This window comes from Polaromonas sp. OV174 (assembly GCF_900112285.1).
Lineage (GTDB): Bacteria > Pseudomonadota > Gammaproteobacteria > Burkholderiales > Burkholderiaceae_C > Polaromonas.
Window position 1 is genome coordinate 63,434 of sequence record NZ_FOKZ01000018.1, and the last position, 18,016, is coordinate 81,449.

General features: G+C 60.1%; 21 protein-coding genes and 1 pseudogene. 14 read left to right on the plus strand and 8 right to left on the minus strand.

Annotated elements, in window-relative coordinates; genetic code table 11:
- The gene (gene msrA / locus BM160_RS15835) at nt 1-537 is read left to right on the plus strand and encodes a peptide-methionine (S)-S-oxide reductase MsrA (RefSeq protein WP_092007138.1); all 537 of its coding nucleotides are present in this window, start codon (nt 1-3) and stop codon (nt 535-537) included.
- Between the two features lie 126 nt (nt 538-663).
- On the opposite strand, the gene BM160_RS15840 is transcribed toward msrA, so the two are convergent.
- The gene (locus BM160_RS15840) at nt 664-1,659 is read right to left on the minus strand and encodes a M14 family metallopeptidase (RefSeq protein ID WP_092007139.1); all 996 of its coding nucleotides are present in this window, start codon (nt 1,657-1,659) and stop codon (nt 664-666) included.
- Between the two features lie 199 nt (nt 1,660-1,858).
- On the opposite strand from BM160_RS15840, the gene BM160_RS15845 reads away from it, so the two are divergent.
- From BM160_RS15845 to BM160_RS15860, 4 genes and pseudogenes are all read left to right on the plus strand, one after another.
- Nucleotides 1,859-2,818 (plus strand): AEC family transporter, encoded by a 960-nt coding sequence (locus tag BM160_RS15845; RefSeq protein WP_092007140.1) that lies wholly within the window; start codon nt 1,859-1,861, stop codon nt 2,816-2,818.
- 91 nt (nt 2,819-2,909) lie between these two features.
- Nucleotides 2,910-3,203, plus strand: a pseudogene (locus tag BM160_RS15850) (DMT family protein).
- A 109-nt stretch (nt 3,204-3,312) separates the two neighbouring features.
- Nucleotides 3,313-3,960, plus strand: coding sequence for a DUF47 domain-containing protein (locus BM160_RS15855; RefSeq protein ID WP_092007141.1), 648 nt, complete (start codon nt 3,313-3,315; stop codon nt 3,958-3,960).
- A 26-nt stretch (nt 3,961-3,986) separates the two neighbouring features.
- Complete coding sequence (locus BM160_RS15860; protein WP_092007142.1) at nt 3,987-4,997, plus strand: inorganic phosphate transporter; 1,011 nt, start codon at nt 3,987-3,989, stop codon at nt 4,995-4,997.
- A gap of 55 nt (nt 4,998-5,052) precedes the next feature.
- Here the strand turns inward: BM160_RS15860 and BM160_RS15865 are convergent, their stop codons facing one another.
- Both BM160_RS15865 and BM160_RS15870 read right to left on the minus strand, forming a co-directional pair.
- Entirely contained in the window at nt 5,053-5,496 is a 444-nt protein-coding gene (locus tag BM160_RS15865) for a TM2 domain-containing protein (protein WP_092007169.1), read from the minus strand.
- 22 nt (nt 5,497-5,518) lie between these two features.
- Nucleotides 5,519-6,055 (minus strand): GNAT family N-acetyltransferase, encoded by a 537-nt coding sequence (locus BM160_RS15870; RefSeq protein ID WP_092007143.1) that lies wholly within the window; start codon nt 6,053-6,055, stop codon nt 5,519-5,521.
- Between the two features lie 196 nt (nt 6,056-6,251).
- On the opposite strand from BM160_RS15870, the gene rpsP reads away from it, so the two are divergent.
- From rpsP to BM160_RS15900, 6 genes are all read left to right on the plus strand, one after another.
- Entirely contained in the window at nt 6,252-6,512 is a 261-nt protein-coding gene (gene rpsP, locus BM160_RS15875) for a 30S ribosomal protein S16 (RefSeq protein ID WP_092007144.1), read from the plus strand.
- Between the two features lie 17 nt (nt 6,513-6,529).
- Entirely contained in the window at nt 6,530-7,138 is a 609-nt protein-coding gene (gene rimM, locus BM160_RS15880) for a ribosome maturation factor RimM (protein ID WP_092007145.1), read from the plus strand.
- 71 nt (nt 7,139-7,209) lie between these two features.
- Nucleotides 7,210-7,989, plus strand: coding sequence for a tRNA (guanosine(37)-N1)-methyltransferase TrmD (trmD, locus tag BM160_RS15885; RefSeq protein ID WP_092007146.1), 780 nt, complete (start codon nt 7,210-7,212; stop codon nt 7,987-7,989).
- 140 nt (nt 7,990-8,129) lie between these two features.
- Nucleotides 8,130-8,507, plus strand: a complete 378-nt coding sequence (gene rplS, locus BM160_RS15890) for a 50S ribosomal protein L19 (RefSeq protein WP_092007147.1) — start codon at nt 8,130-8,132, stop codon at nt 8,505-8,507.
- A 67-nt stretch (nt 8,508-8,574) separates the two neighbouring features.
- Nucleotides 8,575-9,282 carry a CoA pyrophosphatase gene (locus BM160_RS15895; RefSeq protein WP_092007148.1) on the plus strand — a complete coding sequence of 236 codons (708 nt, stop codon included), beginning with the start codon at nt 8,575-8,577 and terminating at the stop codon, nt 9,280-9,282.
- 65 nt (nt 9,283-9,347) lie between these two features.
- Nucleotides 9,348-10,379: a CobD/CbiB family protein gene (locus BM160_RS15900; protein WP_092007149.1), complete on the plus strand. Its 1,032-nt coding sequence runs from the start codon at nt 9,348-9,350 to the stop codon at nt 10,377-10,379.
- A 14-nt stretch (nt 10,380-10,393) separates the two neighbouring features.
- Here BM160_RS15900 and rsgA read toward each other — a convergent pair whose 3' ends face one another.
- The 3 genes from rsgA to BM160_RS15915 are packed head-to-tail and all read right to left on the minus strand — an operon-like array spanning nt 10,394 to nt 12,971.
- Nucleotides 10,394-11,368: a ribosome small subunit-dependent GTPase A gene (gene rsgA, locus BM160_RS15905; protein ID WP_092007150.1), complete on the minus strand. Its 975-nt coding sequence runs from the start codon at nt 11,366-11,368 to the stop codon at nt 10,394-10,396.
- A complete protein-coding gene (locus BM160_RS15910) occupies nt 11,365-11,685 on the minus strand; it encodes a 4a-hydroxytetrahydrobiopterin dehydratase (protein WP_092007151.1) in 321 nt (106 codons plus the stop codon). The genes rsgA and BM160_RS15910 overlap by 4 nt, the downstream gene beginning before the upstream one ends.
- Nucleotides 11,682-12,971, minus strand: a complete 1,290-nt coding sequence (locus tag BM160_RS15915) for a M48 family metallopeptidase (RefSeq protein WP_092007152.1) — start codon at nt 12,969-12,971, stop codon at nt 11,682-11,684. The genes BM160_RS15910 and BM160_RS15915 overlap by 4 nt, the downstream gene beginning before the upstream one ends.
- A gap of 35 nt (nt 12,972-13,006) precedes the next feature.
- Between BM160_RS15915 and orn the strand changes: the two genes are divergently transcribed.
- A complete protein-coding gene (orn, locus tag BM160_RS15920) occupies nt 13,007-13,570 on the plus strand; it encodes an oligoribonuclease (protein ID WP_092007153.1) in 564 nt (187 codons plus the stop codon).
- Nucleotides 13,571-13,966: 396 nt separating this feature from the next.
- Nucleotides 13,967-15,931, plus strand: coding sequence for a DEAD/DEAH box helicase (locus BM160_RS15925; RefSeq protein WP_092007154.1), 1,965 nt, complete (start codon nt 13,967-13,969; stop codon nt 15,929-15,931).
- A gap of 125 nt (nt 15,932-16,056) precedes the next feature.
- On the opposite strand, the gene BM160_RS15930 is transcribed toward BM160_RS15925, so the two are convergent.
- Complete coding sequence (locus BM160_RS15930; protein WP_092007155.1) at nt 16,057-17,034, minus strand: GMP reductase; 978 nt, start codon at nt 17,032-17,034, stop codon at nt 16,057-16,059.
- A gap of 1 nt (nt 17,035) precedes the next feature.
- Between BM160_RS15930 and BM160_RS22970 the strand changes: the two genes are divergently transcribed.
- Nucleotides 17,036-17,170 (plus strand): hypothetical protein, encoded by a 135-nt coding sequence (locus BM160_RS22970; RefSeq protein ID WP_255368954.1) that lies wholly within the window; start codon nt 17,036-17,038, stop codon nt 17,168-17,170.
- Between the two features lie 98 nt (nt 17,171-17,268).
- Here BM160_RS22970 and BM160_RS15935 read toward each other — a convergent pair whose 3' ends face one another.
- Nucleotides 17,269-18,000 carry a hypothetical protein gene (locus tag BM160_RS15935; protein WP_255368955.1) on the minus strand — a complete coding sequence of 244 codons (732 nt, stop codon included), beginning with the start codon at nt 17,998-18,000 and terminating at the stop codon, nt 17,269-17,271.
- Nucleotides 18,001-18,016 lie beyond the last annotated feature (16 nt).

Sequence of the window (18,016 nt, forward strand, 5' to 3'; positions counted from 1 at the left end):
ATGACGACTGAAACCATCACCCTGGGCGGCGGCTGCTTCTGGTGCACCGAGGCGGTGTACGTCAAGGTGCGCGGCGTCATCGATGTCGAGTCGGGCTACAGCAACGGCCAGGAAGCGCGCCCCAGCTACGAGGACGTCTGCACCGGGCGCACCGGCTGCAACGAGGTCGTGAAGCTGGTGTACGACCCGGCCGAGATCACGCTGGGCGAGATCCTCGAAATCTTCTTCGTGATCCATGACCCGACCACGCTGAACCGCCAGGGTAATGACGCGGGCACGCAGTACCGCAGCGGCATTTATTATTCGACGCCCGAGCAAAAGCAGGTGGCCGACGACATGATCCGCCAGATGAGTCAGGACAAGCTGTTTGGCCAAGCGATAGTGACCGAGGTGCTGCCGCTGGCCAATTACTGGCCGGCCGAGGATTACCACCAGGACTTTTTCGAGAAAAACCCCTACCAGGGCTATTGCATGGCCGTGGCCGCGCCCAAGGTGGAGAAGTTTCGCAAAACCTTTGCGGCGCGGGTCAAGGCTTGATGCGTGAGAGAACGGTTTTCGCCTTGAAAACCTGATTTTTAAGTAAAAAAGGCTTGTGAACCAATCGGAACGGGCGTAAGCAGCTATCAAATGAGTAGTAATTCGTGCCCGGCGATTGGCCCGGTTTCAAGCCCGGCGCTGCGCGAAGTAAAACCACTCCTGCGCCACGCCGGCACCCGGGTTGGGAAACACCACAAAGCCGTCTTCGGGCGCCTTCACTTCGGCGCCGCTGTAGCGCAGCCCTATCACTTCGCCGGCCTTCACCGCGTCAAAGCTGCGCCAGGCGCGGCTGAAGCTGTCGCCCACATGCTCGCGGTCTATGACGTCGACCAGGCGCAGAATTTCCCGCTCGCCCTGGGCGGGCTGCAGCGGCAGCGGTGACAGGCCCAACAGGGCCAGCGTCTGCAAGATGGCGTGGCGCGCCACATTCACCGACTCGGGGTCATCGTGCTGGCCGCATTCCAGCGTCACGCCGTAGCCACCGGTTGAGCGCATGTATTCGGTGGTGCCCACGCCGTAGTTGGTGTCGGTCACCAGACTTTGCACGCGGCTGCCGCCTTCGGTGATGGGGGCGGCGGCGCGCCGCTTGACGCCGCGCGCATAGGTGTCCAGCCAGCCTTCCACGATGCGGTGTGGCCCGGTGTGCAGGGCCAACTGCATTTCCTGTGCAGCGTTGGCAAAGGGCTCAAGTTCACCGCGGTTGTTTTGCGGGCCAATCATCACGAAAGGAGCGCCGCCGGTATGAAAGGAATGCAGGTCCAGCAGCGCGTCGTGCGCGTCCAGCAGCGGGCACAGCACGTTGGCGATGCGGTCCTCAAAGTCTTGCGGAATCGCGCTGGGCGCCATGTTGCGGTTCAGGTTGCGGTCGCCGGTGCGCTGCCCCAGCTGGTAGGCCAGCGGATTGGTGATGGGCACAAAGCTCACCGTGCCGCGCTCTATGGCCAGCGCGCCGCTGTCCAGCTCGGCCAGGATTTGCGTGATGGCGCGGGTGCCGCAAACCTCGTTGCCGTGTACCGCGCCCAGCACCAGCAGACGCGGGCCGGGCGCCAGGCCGTGGTAGCTATGGACGCGAAGATGGGAGGGCTGGCGTGAGTTTGGCGTTGGCGCACTGGCATGGGTCATGGCTGGTACCGTGGTAAAAGTTTCATGAGGGTTGGGGCTGAGTTTAGACCTTGATTTCGAGGTGTCAGCGGGGCCGGGCGGGATGAATGGAGCCGCCATGGAAGGGCGTGATGGATCTTGGCATTCAGCGCTGCCGCGAAGGCCTGGCCGTCGGCAAAAACCGGGCATGAAGCCGGCGAACGCAAGCTACCATTGGGCGATGAACCCGCTTGTCTTCGCTTCCTTGCTTCCGGTGGTTTTTTTGATTGCTACAGGTTTCGTAGCTGGTCGCGTAGGCTGGATAAGGGCTGTGGCTATTAAAGACCTGTCAAACCTGGTTTTTCTGCTGCTCACGCCGGCGCTGCTGTTTCGCACCATGAGCCAGGTGCGCATAGAGCAGCTTGACTTCAAGCCGGTGGCGGCTTATTTCCTGGCGGTCATCATTTTGTTTGGCGGGACCTTGCTGCTGCAGGGCTTTAACCGCCGCGCCGCCGTGCAGGCGTTGGCTGCCACCTTTTCCAACACCGTGATGATTGGCATTGCCCTGGTTGGGCTGATGTACGGACCGGCCGGCCTGGTCACGCTGCTGACGCTGGTGTCCGTGCATTCGCTGGTGCTGCTGACCAGCGCAACGGTGGTGCTGGAGCTGGCCGTGGCGCATGAACAAAAGCAGGGCAGTGCAACGCTGGCGGCGCCGCCCCGGCATCCTGTGGCGACTGTTTTGATGGCCGTGAAGAATGCCTTGCTGCACCCGGTGCCGCTGCCCATCATGGCCGGCCTGCTGTTTGCCCAGACCGGATTGGCGATTCCCCAGGTGATCGATAAGCCGCTTGAGTTGCTGGCCAATGCCTTTAGCCCGCTGGCTTTGGTGTTGGTGGGTGTGACCCTGGTGAGTACGCCGGTGGGACGCTACTGGCGACCCGCGCTGGCATTGGCCAGTGTCAAGAATCTGCTGCACCCGCTGCTGGTGTTTGGCTTGTGCCGCCTGCTTGGTGTGGGCGGTCTGCCCATGACCGTGATGGTGGTGGCTTCTGCCTTGCCGATAGGGGCCAATGTGTTTTTGTTTTCCCAGCGCTACCAGGTGGCGGAGGAGCTGATCACGGCCAGTGTGGTGGTGTCCACCGCGCTGGCGCTGCTGAGCTTGACGCTGGTGTTGCTGCTGCTGGGGCCGGTGAGCTGACTATTTTTTTGAGAGCTTTTGGATGTTGTTTTTGTAATCCCTTCCCGTGTCGGCGCAGACCATTGGCCTGTTGCTGCTGTCCAATGTCTTCATGACTTTTGCCTAGTATGGGCATCTGAAAAATCTGGCGACATCACCCTGGTTTGTGGCCGCCCTCGTCAGTTGGGGCATTGCCCTGTTCGAGTACATGTTTCAGGTGCCGGGCAACCGGATCGGCTTCACCCAGTTCAGCGTCGGGCAGCTCAAGATCATGCAGGAAGTCATCACGCTGACGGTGTTCGTGCCTTTTGCCGTGTTTTATTTGAACGAGCCCCTGAAGCTGGATTATTTGTGGGCGGCCTTGTGCATGGTGGGCGCCATTTACTTCATTTTTCGTAGCGCGTAAACACGTTCTATAGGGCGTTTTCCCTGTGTTTGGGTCCGAAAAAGCATCGCGGTTAAACTTTCCCCAGTTTTAAAACGTCAATTTCTGACCTAATTTTTGAGGATCCAGCATGCTGTTTGGCAAGTTGCTGCCGCGCGAAGGTAATTTTTTTGAGATGTTCAACCAGCATGCCGATCGCATCGTGGAGGCCGCACACGCCTTCTCGAAGATGGTCGCCAACTACAGCGACGTGGAAAAACGCGAAGCTTATAACCGGGAGGTTGACAACGCAGAGCGTGCCGCTGACCGGGTGACCCAGGAGGTCAATCGTGCGCTGCACAAGACCTTCATCACCCCGATCGATCGTGATCAGATCCACCAGCTCATCAACAACATGGACGATGTGGCCGACCTGATCCAGGATTCCGCCGAAACCATGGTGCTGTATGACGTGCGCCACATGACGGACGACATCGTGCGTCTGACCGATCTGAGCGTCAAGTGCTGCGAGCGGCTCAAGGATGCCGTGGCGCTGATCGGCAAGGTTCGCGATGCCGCGACCGCCGAGGCCACGCTCAAGACCTGCGAGGAAATCGACAAGCTCGAATCCGACGCCGACCGCGTGATGCGCTCGGCCATGAGCCGGTTGTTCCGCGAAGAGTCCGATGTGCGCGAGCTCATCAAGCTCAAGGCGGTTTACGAGTTGCTGGAGACCATCACCGACAAATGTGAGGATGTGGCCAATCTGATCGAGGGCATCGTCCTCGAAAATTCCTGATCATCGGCCACTAACCAATTCCTCTCATGCAAACCGTACAGACCGCCCTGTGGGTCGTAGCCCTGCTGGTATTCATGGCCATTGCCTTTGACTTCATGAATGGCTTTCATGATGCAGCCAACTCAATCGCCACGGTGGTGTCCACCGGCGTTCTCAAGCCCGGCCACGCCGTCATCTTTGCGGCCAGCTTTAATTTGCTGGCCCTTTTTATCTTCCATCTCAGTGTGGCCGCCACGGTAGGCAAGGGCATAGTCCAGCCCGGGGTGGTGGATACGCATGTCGTTTTCGGGGCCCTGATGGGGGCCATCACCTGGAATCTGGTGACCTGGTATTACGGCATTCCCAGCAGCTCGTCGCATGCCCTGATAGGCGGCATTGTGGGTGCGGTGATGGCTAAGTCCGGCGCGCATTCGCTGGTGTCGGGCGGCATCATGAAGACGATAGCCTTCATTTTTGTCTCACCGTTGCTGGGTTTCCTGCTCGGCTCGCTGATGATGGTGGTGGTGGCCTGGGTCTGCCGCCGCGCCACGCCGTCCAAGGTTGACCGCTGGTTTCGCCGTCTTCAACTGGTGTCCGCGGGGGCCTATAGCCTGGGTCACGGTGGCAACGATGCGCAAAAAACCATAGGCATTATCTGGATGCTGCTGATCGCCACCGGCTATGCCTCGGCCAACGACGCCTTGCCGCCGACCTGGACGATTGTGAGCTGCTATGTGGCAATTGCGGCCGGCACCATGTTTGGCGGCTGGCGCATCGTCAAGACCATGGGGCAGAAGATCACCAAACTCAAGCCAGTGGGTGGTTTTTGCGCCGAAACCGGTGGTGCTTTGACGCTGTTTCTGGCAACCGCGCTGGGCATCCCGGTGTCGACCACGCACACCATCACGGGCGCCATCGTCGGCGTAGGCTCCACCCAGCGCGCCTCTGCTGTGCGTTGGGGTGTGGCCGGCAATATTGTCTGGGCCTGGATACTCACCATTCCAGCGTCCGCCTTCGTGGCGGCGATCGCCTATTGGGTGAGTTTTCAGATTTTTTGATTTGCTATTGTTTGAATAGCGCTCTACGCCCAAAGGTATTGGGCTAGAGCCATTTTTATTGCGATATCTTGCGCGCTTCCTCGACCTGGTGCTCGAAATAGCGCTGGAAGCTGAAGGCAATGCTGGACATCAAGGCAACCGTGCCAAACAGCAAGGAAAATACCAGCGCACCAATGGTCAGCCAGCTGGTATTGCCAGCGACTGCATTGGGCGTGCCAGGGTTGTAGCGGGCATTCCATTTTTCGGATGACATCAGTCCGTAATAGATGGCGGTCAGCGCGGTGCCGGCCAGCGTAAAGCCCAGCAGCGGAATCAGCAGCCAGGCCAGTTGATCGTCCTGGCCGTAAAACCGGACGCGCTCGACCCCCCACCAGCCCAGGGCCGCCAACATCGGATGCACCCAGGCCCACAGGTCATTCCAGCCAAACAGATAAAAGCGATGCAGCCCAAGTTGGCCGCCTATGAAGGCCAGCCAGGCGGCTGCCGTTTTGTTTTTCAGGGGGAGTGATTTCATGCCGGGATTATGGAACGGATGGTGTCACGGGCGGCCGCGTGTCGCCCAAGCCCAGGGTTTTTTGCATGATGACGATGTCGCGCCAGGCACCGAATTTCCAGCCGCAAGACTCGATGACGCCTACCTGCGTGAAACCTAGCGCCCTATGCACGCCGACGGAGCCGGCGTTGGCCGAATCGCCCACGATGGCCATGACTTTACGAACGCCCACCGCCTCGCAGCGTGCCAGCAGCTCGGTCAGCAGGGCGCGGCCCAGACCTCGGCGCTGCAGATCCGGCGCCAGGTAAATCGAATCTTCCACCGAATAGCGGTAGGCCGGTCTGGGTTTGAACCAGTTGCCGTAGGCAAAGCCGGCGATGTTTTCGTCCTGCTCGGCGACCAGGTAGGGCAGGCCCTTGGCGAGCACATCGGCGCGGCGCGCGGCCATGTCGCTGGCGCTGGGCGGCTCGGTTTCAAAAGTGCCCGTGCCGTGCAGCACATGGTGAGCGTAGATGGCTGTGATGGCGGGAATGTCTTGGTCGTGGCTGGGGCGTATGAGAAGCATGTGGGGCAAGTGTCCGGGGTGGGGGCTTTGACGGGAGTGCGGAAAGAGGCAATTTTGCGCTAAAACGGCAGTCGGTCTGGCGGCGGGTTACAATCGCAGGCTTTGCAGCATTTCGCTGGCCGGGTGGCCATGTCGTGTGTCTCAAGCGCTGCAGAAATATTTGGGGTACTTTTACCCCGCCACCCAAGGATAAATCATGGTCGTCATCCGACTTTCACGCGGCGGTTCCAAGCATCGTCCCTTTTTCAATATCGTTGTGGCTGACAAGCGCGTCCGTCGCGATGGTCGCTTTATCGAGCGCATCGGTTTTTACAACCCGCTCGCCAAAGGTGGCGAAGAAGGCCTGCGCATTGCGCAAGACCGTTTGACCCACTGGGTCGGTGTGGGTGCCCAGGCGTCCCCTACCGTTGAGCGTCTGATCAAGCAGGGCGCCAAGGCTGCTCCTGTCGTCGCTTAAATTTCTCTGAAGTTTCAATGTTGCCCGACCTTCAGTTGTCCACGGTCTTGACGCCGTCAAGCCTTCCGGATGACGCCGTCGAGGTCGGGCGCATTTTGGATGCCTGGGGTGTCAAGGGCTGGGTGAAAATCCTGCCGCACAGCACCGATCCAGACGCCATTTTGTCGGCGAAATCCTGGTTTCTCCAGGCGCCCGACGCCAAATTTCGTCCCGGTTTCAATGCTTTTCCCGGCACGGTGTCTCTCCGTGTGGATGAGGCCAAAATCCATTCCGATTCGGTGGTCGCCAAAATCAGCGGCCTCGATGACCGCAACGCCGCCGAAGCCTTGCGCGGCGTGCGAATTTTTCTGCCGCGCAGCAGCTTTCCTACTGCCTCCAAAGACGAGTATTACTGGGTCGACCTGATCGGCTTGAATGTCGTCAATCGCGAAGGCGTGGCGCTGGGTTGCGTGCGCGACCTGATGGCCACAGGCCCTCACTCGGTGCTGTGTGTTGAATACACCGAGACCAAGGAAGATGGTGCGAGCAGCACGGCCGAGCGCATGATTCCTTTCGTTTCGGCCTATGTCGATGCGGTGGATATCGCCGGCAAATGCATCACCGTTGACTGGCAGCCCGACTATTGATATCTAGGCTTCAAGGCGGCTTGTCTTGAGGTCTTTCGCGCCCTGTCTCTTGCGCGCAAAATGGCTATTCCATGCGCTTTGATGTCATCACCCTTTTTCCCGAACTGTTTGCTCCATTTCTGATCAGCGGCGTGACTCGTCGCGCCTACGAAACCGGCCTGGTCGAGGTCAAGCTCTGGAACCCGCGCGATTTTGCCGGGGGCAATTACCGCCGCGTCGATGACCGGCCCTTTGGCGGCGGCCCCGGCATGGTGATGATGGCCGAGCCGCTCGCCCTGTGCCTGGAAAGCCTGCGTGCCGATCGCGCCGCCTGCGCGACTCCGGCAGCGCCCACCGTTCTTTTTTCTCCCATAGGCCAGGCTTTGAATCATGCTGCTGTGGAGCGCTGGTCGGCCAGCAGTGGGGCGGTGTTGATTTGTGGCCGATACGAGGGCCTGGATCAGCGCTTTATAGATACCTATATTGATCATCAGATCAGTCTGGGGGATTTTGTGCTGTCGGGTGGCGAGATTGCCGCCATGGCACTGTTGGATGCTGTCGCCAGGCTGCAGCCTGGTGTGCTCAACGACGAGGGCAGCCATCAGTTCGACAGCTTCAATCCGGCGCTCGACGGCCTGCTGGATTGCCCCCACTACACCCGGCCTGAGGCCTGGCGCGACCAGTCGGTGCCGGCTATTTTGCTGTCTGGCAATCATGCCCATATCGAGCGCTGGCGCCGTGAGCAGCGCTTGGCCCTGACGCAGCGCGAACGCCCCGAACTGGTTCAGGCGGCTCGTACGGCTGGCCATTTGACGGCTGGTGACGAGGCTTTTTTGGCCGATTTGATTGAAAATCCCGAGCAGGACGCCTGAAACCTCGCGAGTTGCTATAATCAAAGGCTTTTCGATCCTCTGGCGGCCACTGCAACCATTTGATTTTTCATAGAAGAAATCATGGATTTGCGGTCTTTAGCGTAGCGCGTGAATGAGCGAAAAAGTTAGATGGAAAAATTATGAATCTGATCCAGACTCTTGAGCAGGAAGAAATCGCCCGCTTGAACAAGACCATTCCTGTTTACGCACCTGGTGACACCGTCATCGTGAGCGTCAACGTGGTTGAAGGTACCCGCAAGCGTGTGCAGGCTTTTGAAGGTGTGGTGATTGCCAAGCGCAATCGCGGCCTCAATTCCAGCTTTATCGTTCGCAAGATCTCCAATGGAGAAGGCGTCGAGCGTACCTTCCAGGTTTACAGCCCACTGATCGCCAAGATTGAAGTCAAGCGTCGTGGTGATGTGCGTCGTGCCAAGCTGTACTATCTGCGTAGCCGCAGCGGCAAATCGGCCCGTATCAAGGAAAAGCTGGGTACCAAAGCGGCTGTCAAGGCCGCATAAAGACTGCTTAGCTCTCGAAAAGCCGCTCTTTTGGGCGGCTTTTTTACGTCTCTACTTTGGGCCCGTCATGAACGCCAGCCAGCCATTGCCAAAATTTGACCCCAGCCGCATCCCGGTGCTTGGGGTGGATGACCACCTTGCAGGCGTCCCGCTGGATCGCCTCACGCCAGCAGCACTGCGCGAGCGCTTCAGGCACCCGCCGGTCTGGATGCCAGAGCACAGCGTGGAAAAGAAATTTACCGACCGGCAGCCAGCGCTGGCTGCGGTGCTCCTGCCTTTGGTGATGCGCGATGAGCTGACCTTGCTGCTGACCCAGCGCGCCAGCAATTTATCGACGCATTCGGGTCAGGTCGCTCTTCCTGGCGGGCGCACCGATGAATCCGATCGGGATGCGGTGGAGACGGCTTTGCGGGAAGCCGAAGAAGAGATCGCCTTGCCGCGCCATCATGTGGAGGTGTTGGGGGTCTTGCCCACTTATGTCACGGGAACGGCCTTCATCATCACACCGGTGGTGGCGCTGGTGCGGCCCGGTTTCGAGTTGCGGCCCAATCCTGGGGAGGTGGCCGATGTTTTTGAGGTGCCGCTGGGCTATTTGATGAACCCTGCCCACCATCGCCGGCATGAGGTCGAGTTTGATGGCGTGTTGCGTCAGTGGCTCTCCATGCCCTATACCGATCCATCGGATGAGGCGGGCGACAGCGAAGCCAAAGAGCGCTTCATCTGGGGCGCCACCGCCGGCATGCTGCGCAACCTTTACCGTTTTCTGAGCGCTTGAGGCAAGGGGCGTCGAAGTACACGCAGTGAAAAGCGTGGGGCCACATACTCCCGTTATGATTTGGCATGAGCTTTTTTGCCGTTTTGTTTGCACTCATCCTCGAACAGGCCCGGCCGCTGGCCCGCGGCAACTGGGTTCATGCCGGTTTACGCAGCTGGGCGCGCTGGACCAGCCGTAGTCTGGACGCCGGTAAAACCCACCATGGCTGGATTGCCTGGACACTCACCGTGCTGGCCCCGGCCTTGCTGACCATGCTGATTCACTGGCTGCTGTGGCGCGTCAATGCCTTGCTGGCCTTTGCCTGGAGCGTGGCAATTTTGTATGTCACGCTGGGCTTTCGGCAGTTCAGCCATTTCTTCACCGACATTCGCGATGCGCTTGATGATGGCGACGAAACCACGGCGCGGGAGCTGCTCGCGCAGTGGCGGCAGGTCGATGCGAGTGAGTTGCCGCGCAGCGAAATCGTTCGGCACGTGATTGAATATTCGGTGCTCGCCGCCCATCGTCATGTGTTTGGCGTGCTGGGCTGGTTTTCGGTGTTGGCGGCGCTGGGCCTGGGCCCGGCAGGCGCCGTGCTTTATCGCATGAGCGAATTTGTTTCGCGTTACTGGACCTACGGAAAACCCGCTGGCGACGGTGCCAGCCCGGCTCTGCAGCGGGCGGCAACGCGGGCCTGGGGGGTGATTGACTTTGTGCCCGCCCGCGTCACCTCGCTGGGTTTCGCCGTGGTCGGCAGTTTCGAGGACGCCATAGATGCCTGGCGCAGTTACACCCAACGCTTCGCGGCCGATGCCGCCGCATCCCATGCGCCGGCAGCGACGGAAAATCGCAATGACGGGATCATTCTTGCTGCGACCTCGGGCGCGGTGAATGTGCGCCTGGGCGGCGAGGTGCTCAAGGCAAGCTTTCCGGCCGATGCCGTGCCGGAGTTTCAGGCCGGCGGGCTCGATAGCGAAGACGCTACCGCCACCGAGTCCACTGCGGGTCGGCCACCCGAGGTGGCCCATCTGGCGCAAGTGGTGGGCCTGGTCTGGCGCTCGGTGGTGCTGTGGATGGTGCTGCTGGCCCTGCTGACCTTGGCGCGCTTGCTGGGTTGAGCTGGCGCGGTTTTTCAGTACCGGGTCTGCGACAGCTCGGCAAACAATTCACTATACAAACGATAGCGGCTTGCGCTTATGCTGCTTGGGCTAGAGGTCGAATTCACCTCTGAAATCACACCACAGCCGGGCTCGTGCAAGTGCGTGCAGTTGTAGAACTTGCAGTCTTGCGCATGGGCCTTGAGGTCGGGCATGTAGTTGGCCAGTTGCTTGGGCTCAATGTGGTTCAGGCCAAATTCCTGAAAGCCGGGCGAGTCGATGAGCGCGGTGGTCCTGGCGCCATCGCCGTCGGCATCAACCCAATATAGCGTGGTACTGGTGGTGGTGTGCTTGCCCGAGTTCAGGGCCTGGGAGATCTCTGCCGTCAACACCTTGGCCTGCGGCACCAGCAGATTGGTCAGGCTGCTTTTGCCGGCGCCCGAAGGGCCCAGCACCAGGGTTTTTTTCCCCCGCAGCAAGTCCATCAGAGCCGCCGTCTGCGCGTCATCCGGTGGGTTGATGGCGGTCTTGGGTTTGATGGCGAGCGGCAGCATGGTGTAGCCCATGGCTCGGTAGGGCGCCAGCTTGATCCAGGCCCGGCCGAAGGGTTCACTCAGGTCGCTTTTGTTCAGCGCGATGATGGGCTTGATGCGCTCGGCTTCGGCGGCAATCAGCGCCCGCGTCAGCTGGCTTTCCGAGAACTCGGGTTCGGCAGCCATCAGGATCAGCACCTGGTCCAGATTGGCGGCGAAGGACTTGGTGCGCATCTCGTCCTGGCGGTAAAACAGGTTGCGGCGCTCCTCTATTTTTTCTATCGTGCCTTCGTCCTGAGAGGGCAGCCAGCGTATGCGGTCGCCAACCACGGCCTGGTTTTTCTTGCCGCGCGGGTGGCAGATCAGGCGCTCGCCGCTGTCGGTTTCAACCAGCACATGGCGGCCAAAACCGGCCACCACCAGACCCGGCTGGGTCCCGGAAACCGGCGCAACTCCGGGGCGTGCCGGTTTGCTCAAGTGAGCAAGGCGTCAACCTTTGACGCGCAGAAAAAGTCGCTGACAGAAATGCCCTTCACGTCGTGCGTGTTGAAGCGCACCGTGCATTGGCCGTAGCTCACGTTCAGATCCGGATGGTGGTCTTCGGCGTTGGCAATGAATGCCACGGCGTTCACGAAACCCATGGTCTCATGGAAGTTTTTGAAGCGAAAGCTTTTCTCCAGCGCGCCGTCTATCAGGCGCCAGCCCAAGGCCTGCTCGCCATTGAGCTTGCTGAGCTGGCTGACCAGTTCGGTGGCGCTCAGGGCGCGGCGGTTTTGATGAATCGGGTTGCTCATGATGATGTGCTTTGGATCAATGGGGTCATGCGTCCCAGCCGCTCGGAAGCGGGTGGGTGCGAATAGTAAAACTTCACAAACAGTGGGTCTGGCGTGAGCGTGCTGGCATTGTCCTGGTAAAGCTTGAGCAGGGCGTTTGCCAGGTCACGGCCATCGGTTTGGGCAATGGCGTAGGCATCGGCCTCGAACTCGTGCTTGCGCGAGAGCTGAGCCATCAGCGGCGAGATGAAAAAGCTGAACAGCGGTACCACCAACATAAATAGCAGCAGCGCCAGCGCATCGTTGGCGCCGGTCAAGCTGGGGCGCACGCCCAGCCCGGTGTAAAACCAGGTTTGCGAGGACAGCCAGCCCAGCAGCGCAAAGCCGGCCAGGCTCATGGCAAACATGGTCACCATGCGTTTGATGATGTGCTTGTGCTTGAAATGGCCCAGCTCGTGCGCCAGCACAGCGTCCACCTCGCCGGGGTTCAACTGCTTGAGCAAGGTGTCGTAAAACACCACGCGCTTGGCCGCGCCAAAGCCGGTGAAGTAAGCGTTGGCATGCGCCGAGCGCTTGCTGCCGTCCATCACAAACAGGCCCTTGGCGGCAAAGCCGCAGCGCTGCATCAAGGCCGTCACGCGCGCCTTCAACGCTTCGTCGTCCAGTGGTTTGAACTTATTGAAGAGCGGCGCAATCACGGTGGGGAAAAGCACAAGCACCAGCAGATTGAAAATCATCCAGACCGCCCAGGCCCAGAGCCACCACCAGCGGCCCGCGCTGCCCATCAACCAGAGGATGAGCGCGATGACGGGCAAGCCTATGACCAGGCCAAGCAGCGACGATTTCACCAGATCGGCCAGCCATAGCTTGAAGGTCATTTTGTTGAAGCCGAAGCGTTCTTCAATCTTGAAGGTGCTGTAGAGGGTAAAAGGCAGGTCCAGCAGGCCGCTGATCAGGCCAAAGGCCAGCAGCAAGGCCAACTGGGGCAGCAGGCTGCCGTATGCCGCCAGGCCCGAATGCAGCAGCGCCTGGTTGAGCGCGTCCAGGCCGCCCAGCAGGGTCCAGCCCAGCAGCAAGGCGGCGGCGAAGGCCGTTTCCAGCATGCCAAAACGCGCCTTGGCCACGGTGTAGTCGGCGGCTTTCTGATGCGATGCCAGCGAGATGGTGGCAGCAAAGGCAGGAGGCACGCTGTTGCGGTGCTGCGCCACATGGCGGATTTGCCGCGACGCCAGGTAAAACTTCGTCAGCAGTCCCAGCGCCAGAGCGGCCGAGAACAGCAGGGTGAAAACAAGTGAGTGGTCAGGCATACGGCCAAGTTTAGGCGATCAGCGAGAATCGCAAGATGCCTGAAATTGAACCCACACTTAAAAAATCTGATCAGAATCTGGTTTGGCTGGACTGTGAAATGACCGGGCTGGACCCGGAAAAAGAACGCATTATCGAAATCGCCGTGATCGTCACCGGCCCGCAACTGACGCCGCGCATTGAAGGTCCGGTGCTGGCCATTCACCAGTCCGACGAATTGCTCGAGCAGATGGACAAGTGGAACAAGGGCACCCATGGCCGCAGCGGTCTGATCGACAAGGTCAAGGCCAGCAGCGTGAGCGAGGAAGATGCCCAGGCGCAAGTGCTGGCTTTCCTGGCGAAGTACGTGCCCAAAGGTCAGGTACCCATGTGCGGCAACTCCATCGGCCAGGACAGGCGCTTTCTGGTCAAGTACATGCCCAAGCTGGAAGCGTTTTTTCATTACCGCAATATCGACGTCAGCACCTTCAAGGAATTGGCCAAGCGCTGGAAGCCCGAGGTTTACAGCACGTTCAAGAAGCGCCAGAGCCATACCGCCCTGGCCGATACGCATGAGTCGATTGACGAGCTGCTGCACTACCGGGAGCATTTCTTGAAGTAAATTTCAAGCGTTTTATGCTCTTAGGCTAATAAGGGCGTGCGCTGGCTGCTCCTGAAACGATAGTGATGGGGCGCTGTTTGGCGCTTGCGGCGCTGGATTTCGGCTGGCTGCAATAACCTTCACTCATCAAGGGGACTAGTAGAAACCCGTAAAGCGTGCCATAATCGAGAGCTTGCAGACGCACTGGGTGCTTTGCATTCGTAGTACATCTACCTCACACTTTTGTGACTCTTCTGACAGGGTCATCGCTTCGGGCACTTTTTTTACCGCCTGAATCGCATATTCGTTTGATGGTTGATGTTTTATTAACCATGAACGAAGCCTTCTGCAGCGCAGGAGGTGGAGTTTCCTGCATCTCGCCAAAAGCGTGCATGCAGGGGATTAGTGAGAAAAAACATGACTGACTCTTTTGAGGCTCGTGGCGACTTTTTGCCCGAAACTACCGCCGACATCTCTACCGAGATGGAAATCAACGTGATCCCTGACTTCTCTTCCGACGACGCTGCCGTGGCAGCCACGTCACTGGAAGCAGTGGTTGCTGAGCCCAACGGCTTTGTGAAGCTGGGCCTGGCCAAGGAATTGCTGCAAGCCGTTGCCGACATGGGTTTCACCCAGCCGACCGCCGTGCAGATGGCCACCATCCCCAAGGCCATGCAAGCCCTGGATGCCGACCCGAAAGCCGCCAAATTCACCGACTTGCTGGTTTCCAGCCAGACCGGTAGCGGCAAGACCGCCGCCTTCCTGTTGCCCGTGCTGCACACCTTGCTCAAGCAGCAAGAAGAAGCCGAGCGCCAGGAACGCGCCGAGTTCGAACGCCAGAGCGCCGAAGCCGTCGCCCGTGGCGAGGCACCGCTGAAGAAACCCAAGCGCAAGGACCCGACCAACGCCCGCAACTTCAAGGCCGCCACACCCGGCGCGCTGATTTTGTGCCCGACCCGCGAACTGGCCCAGCAAGTTTGCGCCGACGCCATCGATCTGGTGCGTCATTGCCGCGGCCTGCGCGTTGCCAACGTGGTGGGCGGTATTCCTTACCAGTTGCAAATTGCCAAGCTGCAAAACGCCAATCTGGTGGTGGCCACGCCTGGCCGTCTGCTGGACTTGCAGCGCAGCATGCAGATCAAGCTGGATCAGGTGCAATTCCTGGTGGTTGACGAAGCCGACCGCATGTTGGATCTCGGCTTTGCCGACGACCTGACCGAAGTCAATCAGCTCACTATTGAACGCAAGCAGACCATGATGTTCAGCGCCACTTTTGCGCCGCGCATCATGCAACTGGCTACCCGCGTCATGCGTACGCCGCAGCGTGTCGAGATCAGCTCGCCGCACGAAAAGCATTCCTCCATCACTCAGTCCCTCCTGTGGGCCGACAACATGACGCACAAGCGCAAGTTGCTCGACCATATGCTGCGTGACGTCACCATCAACCAGGCGATTGTGTTTGCTAGCACCCAGGTTGAGTGTGATGGCCTGGCCAATGATCTGGTGCAAGACGGCTTTAGCGCCGTGGCGCTGCACGGTGCTCTGGGCCAAGGCCTGCGCAACCGTCGCCTGATGGCTTTCCGTGATGGCCGCGTGCAGATTCTGGTGGCTACCGACGTGGCCGCCCGCGGCCTGGACGTGCCCACCATCACCCACGTGATCAACTACGGTCTGCCCATGAAGGCCGAAGACTATGTGCACCGCATTGGCCGTACCGGCCGTGCCGGTCGCGAAGGCCAGGCCTTCACGATTGCCGAGTTCCGCGATCGCCGCAAGATCCAGGACATCGAGCACTACACGCAGCAAAACCTCAAGCCCAGCGTGATCGCCGGTCTAGAGCCGCAGCAGCGTTTTGCCCCCACCTCCGATCGCCCACGTGGCAACTTCGGTGGCGGTCGTGATGACCGTGGTGGTGGTGGCCGCAGCTTCGGCGGCGGTGACCGTGGCGGCTTTGCCGGCCGCGGCCGGCCAGCCGGCGGTGGCTTTGGTGGCGGTCACGGCGGCGGTAACGGTGGCGGCTTCGGCGGCAACCGTGATGACCGTGGTGGTTTCGGCGGTGGTAACCGTGATGATCGCGGCGGCTCTTTCCAGGGTCGTCCTCCTGCACCTCAGGGCAACGCTTATGCTGATCGCAGCGGTTTCAACGACCGTTTCGCCGACCGCGCTCCGCGCCGTGATGACCGTGGTTTCGGCAACAACAACGCCGGCTTTGCGCCGCGTGATGACCGCAACTTTGGTGGCGGCAACGAAGGCTTCGCGCCGCGTCCTGACTTTGCCAATCGCAAGCCTGCTGGCTTCGCCAAGCCAGCCGGCAAGGTGTTTGTGCCCCGCGATGCGGCCAAAAAGGCCGGCAAGTTTTCCAAGCCTTTCACGCGTGACTGATAGCCACTGACCGTGACGGCGGCTGATCAGCAATGATCAGCCCTCAAGTCAAAAGGCCGCTGCAAACCTGAAGTTTGCAGCGGCCTTTTTTGTGGGCCAAAGCGCCGTCAAGCGCTTTGCCGGATTTACATCAACAAGTCTTCGCTGGAGTTGTTGCCGCCCAGCACCACGTAGTTGACCTTGCGTATGTCCATCAGCTTGGTGCCGCCGGCATAGCTGATGGCGCTTTGCACGTCTTCTTCCATTTCGCGCAGCGTATCCACCAGCTTGCCTTTGACCGGCTCCAGGATGCGCTTGCCCTCGACATGCTTGTACTCGCCCTTGTTGAAGTCAGAGGCGCTGCCGTAGTACTCCTTGAACAGCTTGCCATCGACCTCGACGGTCTTGCCCGGGCTTTCCTCCAGGCCGGCCAGCATGGAGCCAATCATCACCATGGTGGCGCCGAAGCGTATGGACTTGGCAATGTCGCCGTGCTCGCGTATGCCGCCATCGGCAATGATGGGCTTGGTCGCCACGCGGGCGCACCATTTCAGCGCCGACAGCTGCCAGCCGCCGGTGCCAAAGCCGGTCTTCATCTTGGTGATGCAGACCTTGCCCGGGCCTATGCCCACCTTGGTCGCGTCGGCGCCCCAGTTCTCCAGGTCAATCACCGCTTCGGGCGTGGCCACGTTGCCGGCAATCACGAAGGCGGCGGGCATGTGCTGCTTGATGTAGCCAATCATGTTCTGGACACTGTCGGCATGGCCGTGGGCAATGTCTATGGTGATGTACTCGGGCGTCAGGCCTTCGGCGAGCAACTGATCCACCGTGTCGTAGTCGGGTTTTTTCACCCCCAGCGAGATCGAGGCAAACACGCCCCTGGCCTGCATGTCCTTGACGAACTTGACATTGTCCAGGTCGAAGCGGTGCATGACATAGAAGTAGCCCTGACTCGCCATCCAGACGCAGATGTCTTCATTGATGACGGTCTTCATGTTGGCCGGCACCACCGGGATGCGAAAACTGCGTCCGCCCAGCGTGACGCTGGCGTTGCACTCTGAGCGGCTTTCCACGCGGCACTTGCGCGGCAGCAGCAGAATGTTGTCGTAGTCGAATATTTCCATAATGAACTCCCAAGCTCCGGAAAAAACTGTTGATGAACAGAAGGCGCTTGGACTGGCCGGTTTTTGCTGTGCGGCCATGACAGATCAAGGCCATGCCGGAAACAAAAAACCGGGCGCAATTGCTTGGGCCCGGTGACCGATTCTAAGCGCCTAGTGGCCCGCTCAAGATAGCGTGGCGGCTATACCCGCTATATGAGCAGGCGCATTGGCCGGATATCGGTTTTGCTCAGTTTTTCAAGGTGTCTTGCAACGCGACTGCGCCGCCGCCAGCACTTGGCCGGCTTCGTTCTCAACCCAGCCAATGACACGCAGGCGATTCGGGTTGGCGGCCGGTGCGATGGCCATGGAGCGGGCTTCGAAAAACCGATTTCGCTCTGTTTTTGATAGCTGTATGCGACCGTCCCATGACTGCTGGAGCAGGTTTCTGACCAGATTTCGCTCTATGGGCGAGCCTTCGGTGCCGGCCGGCAAGGTTTCCACCAGCGCCAGCCAGGCGCTCCAGCGTTGCCCCTTGGCCGCCGCCGGAATCGGCTTTAACTCTATGGATGTGCCCAGGTAGTCGGCGACCGGCAAGCCATGCGCCACGCGCAGGCGGCTGCCCTTGAACGCTTTCAGCGCCTGGCTGCGCGTTGCGGTGGCGGCGGGAATGGCCTCGCCCAGGGTCTGCAGCCGGGTCAGTGCATCGCGCGTGGCGGCGGCCGACAGCGGGGCGTCGTCGCCCAGGTCGCCCGGCACGATCCAGTCCAGGGCCAGCACGCCCTTGCCGGCAACGGGCGTGGCCGGATCGGTCCAGCAGCTGTCGCAATTGGCGTTGATGAAGCGCTCCATCAGCTGCACCGGCTGGGGCTGGCCGTCGCTGGCGCAATAGGACTGGGCCAGCGCTGCCGGCAGCTGCGTCAACAGGAGCAAAGCCGCGAGTAGGGGTTTGCAGCCCAGGGTTGAAGCGCGGTGCATGAAGGGTTTCATCAGGGCCTTTCTACAA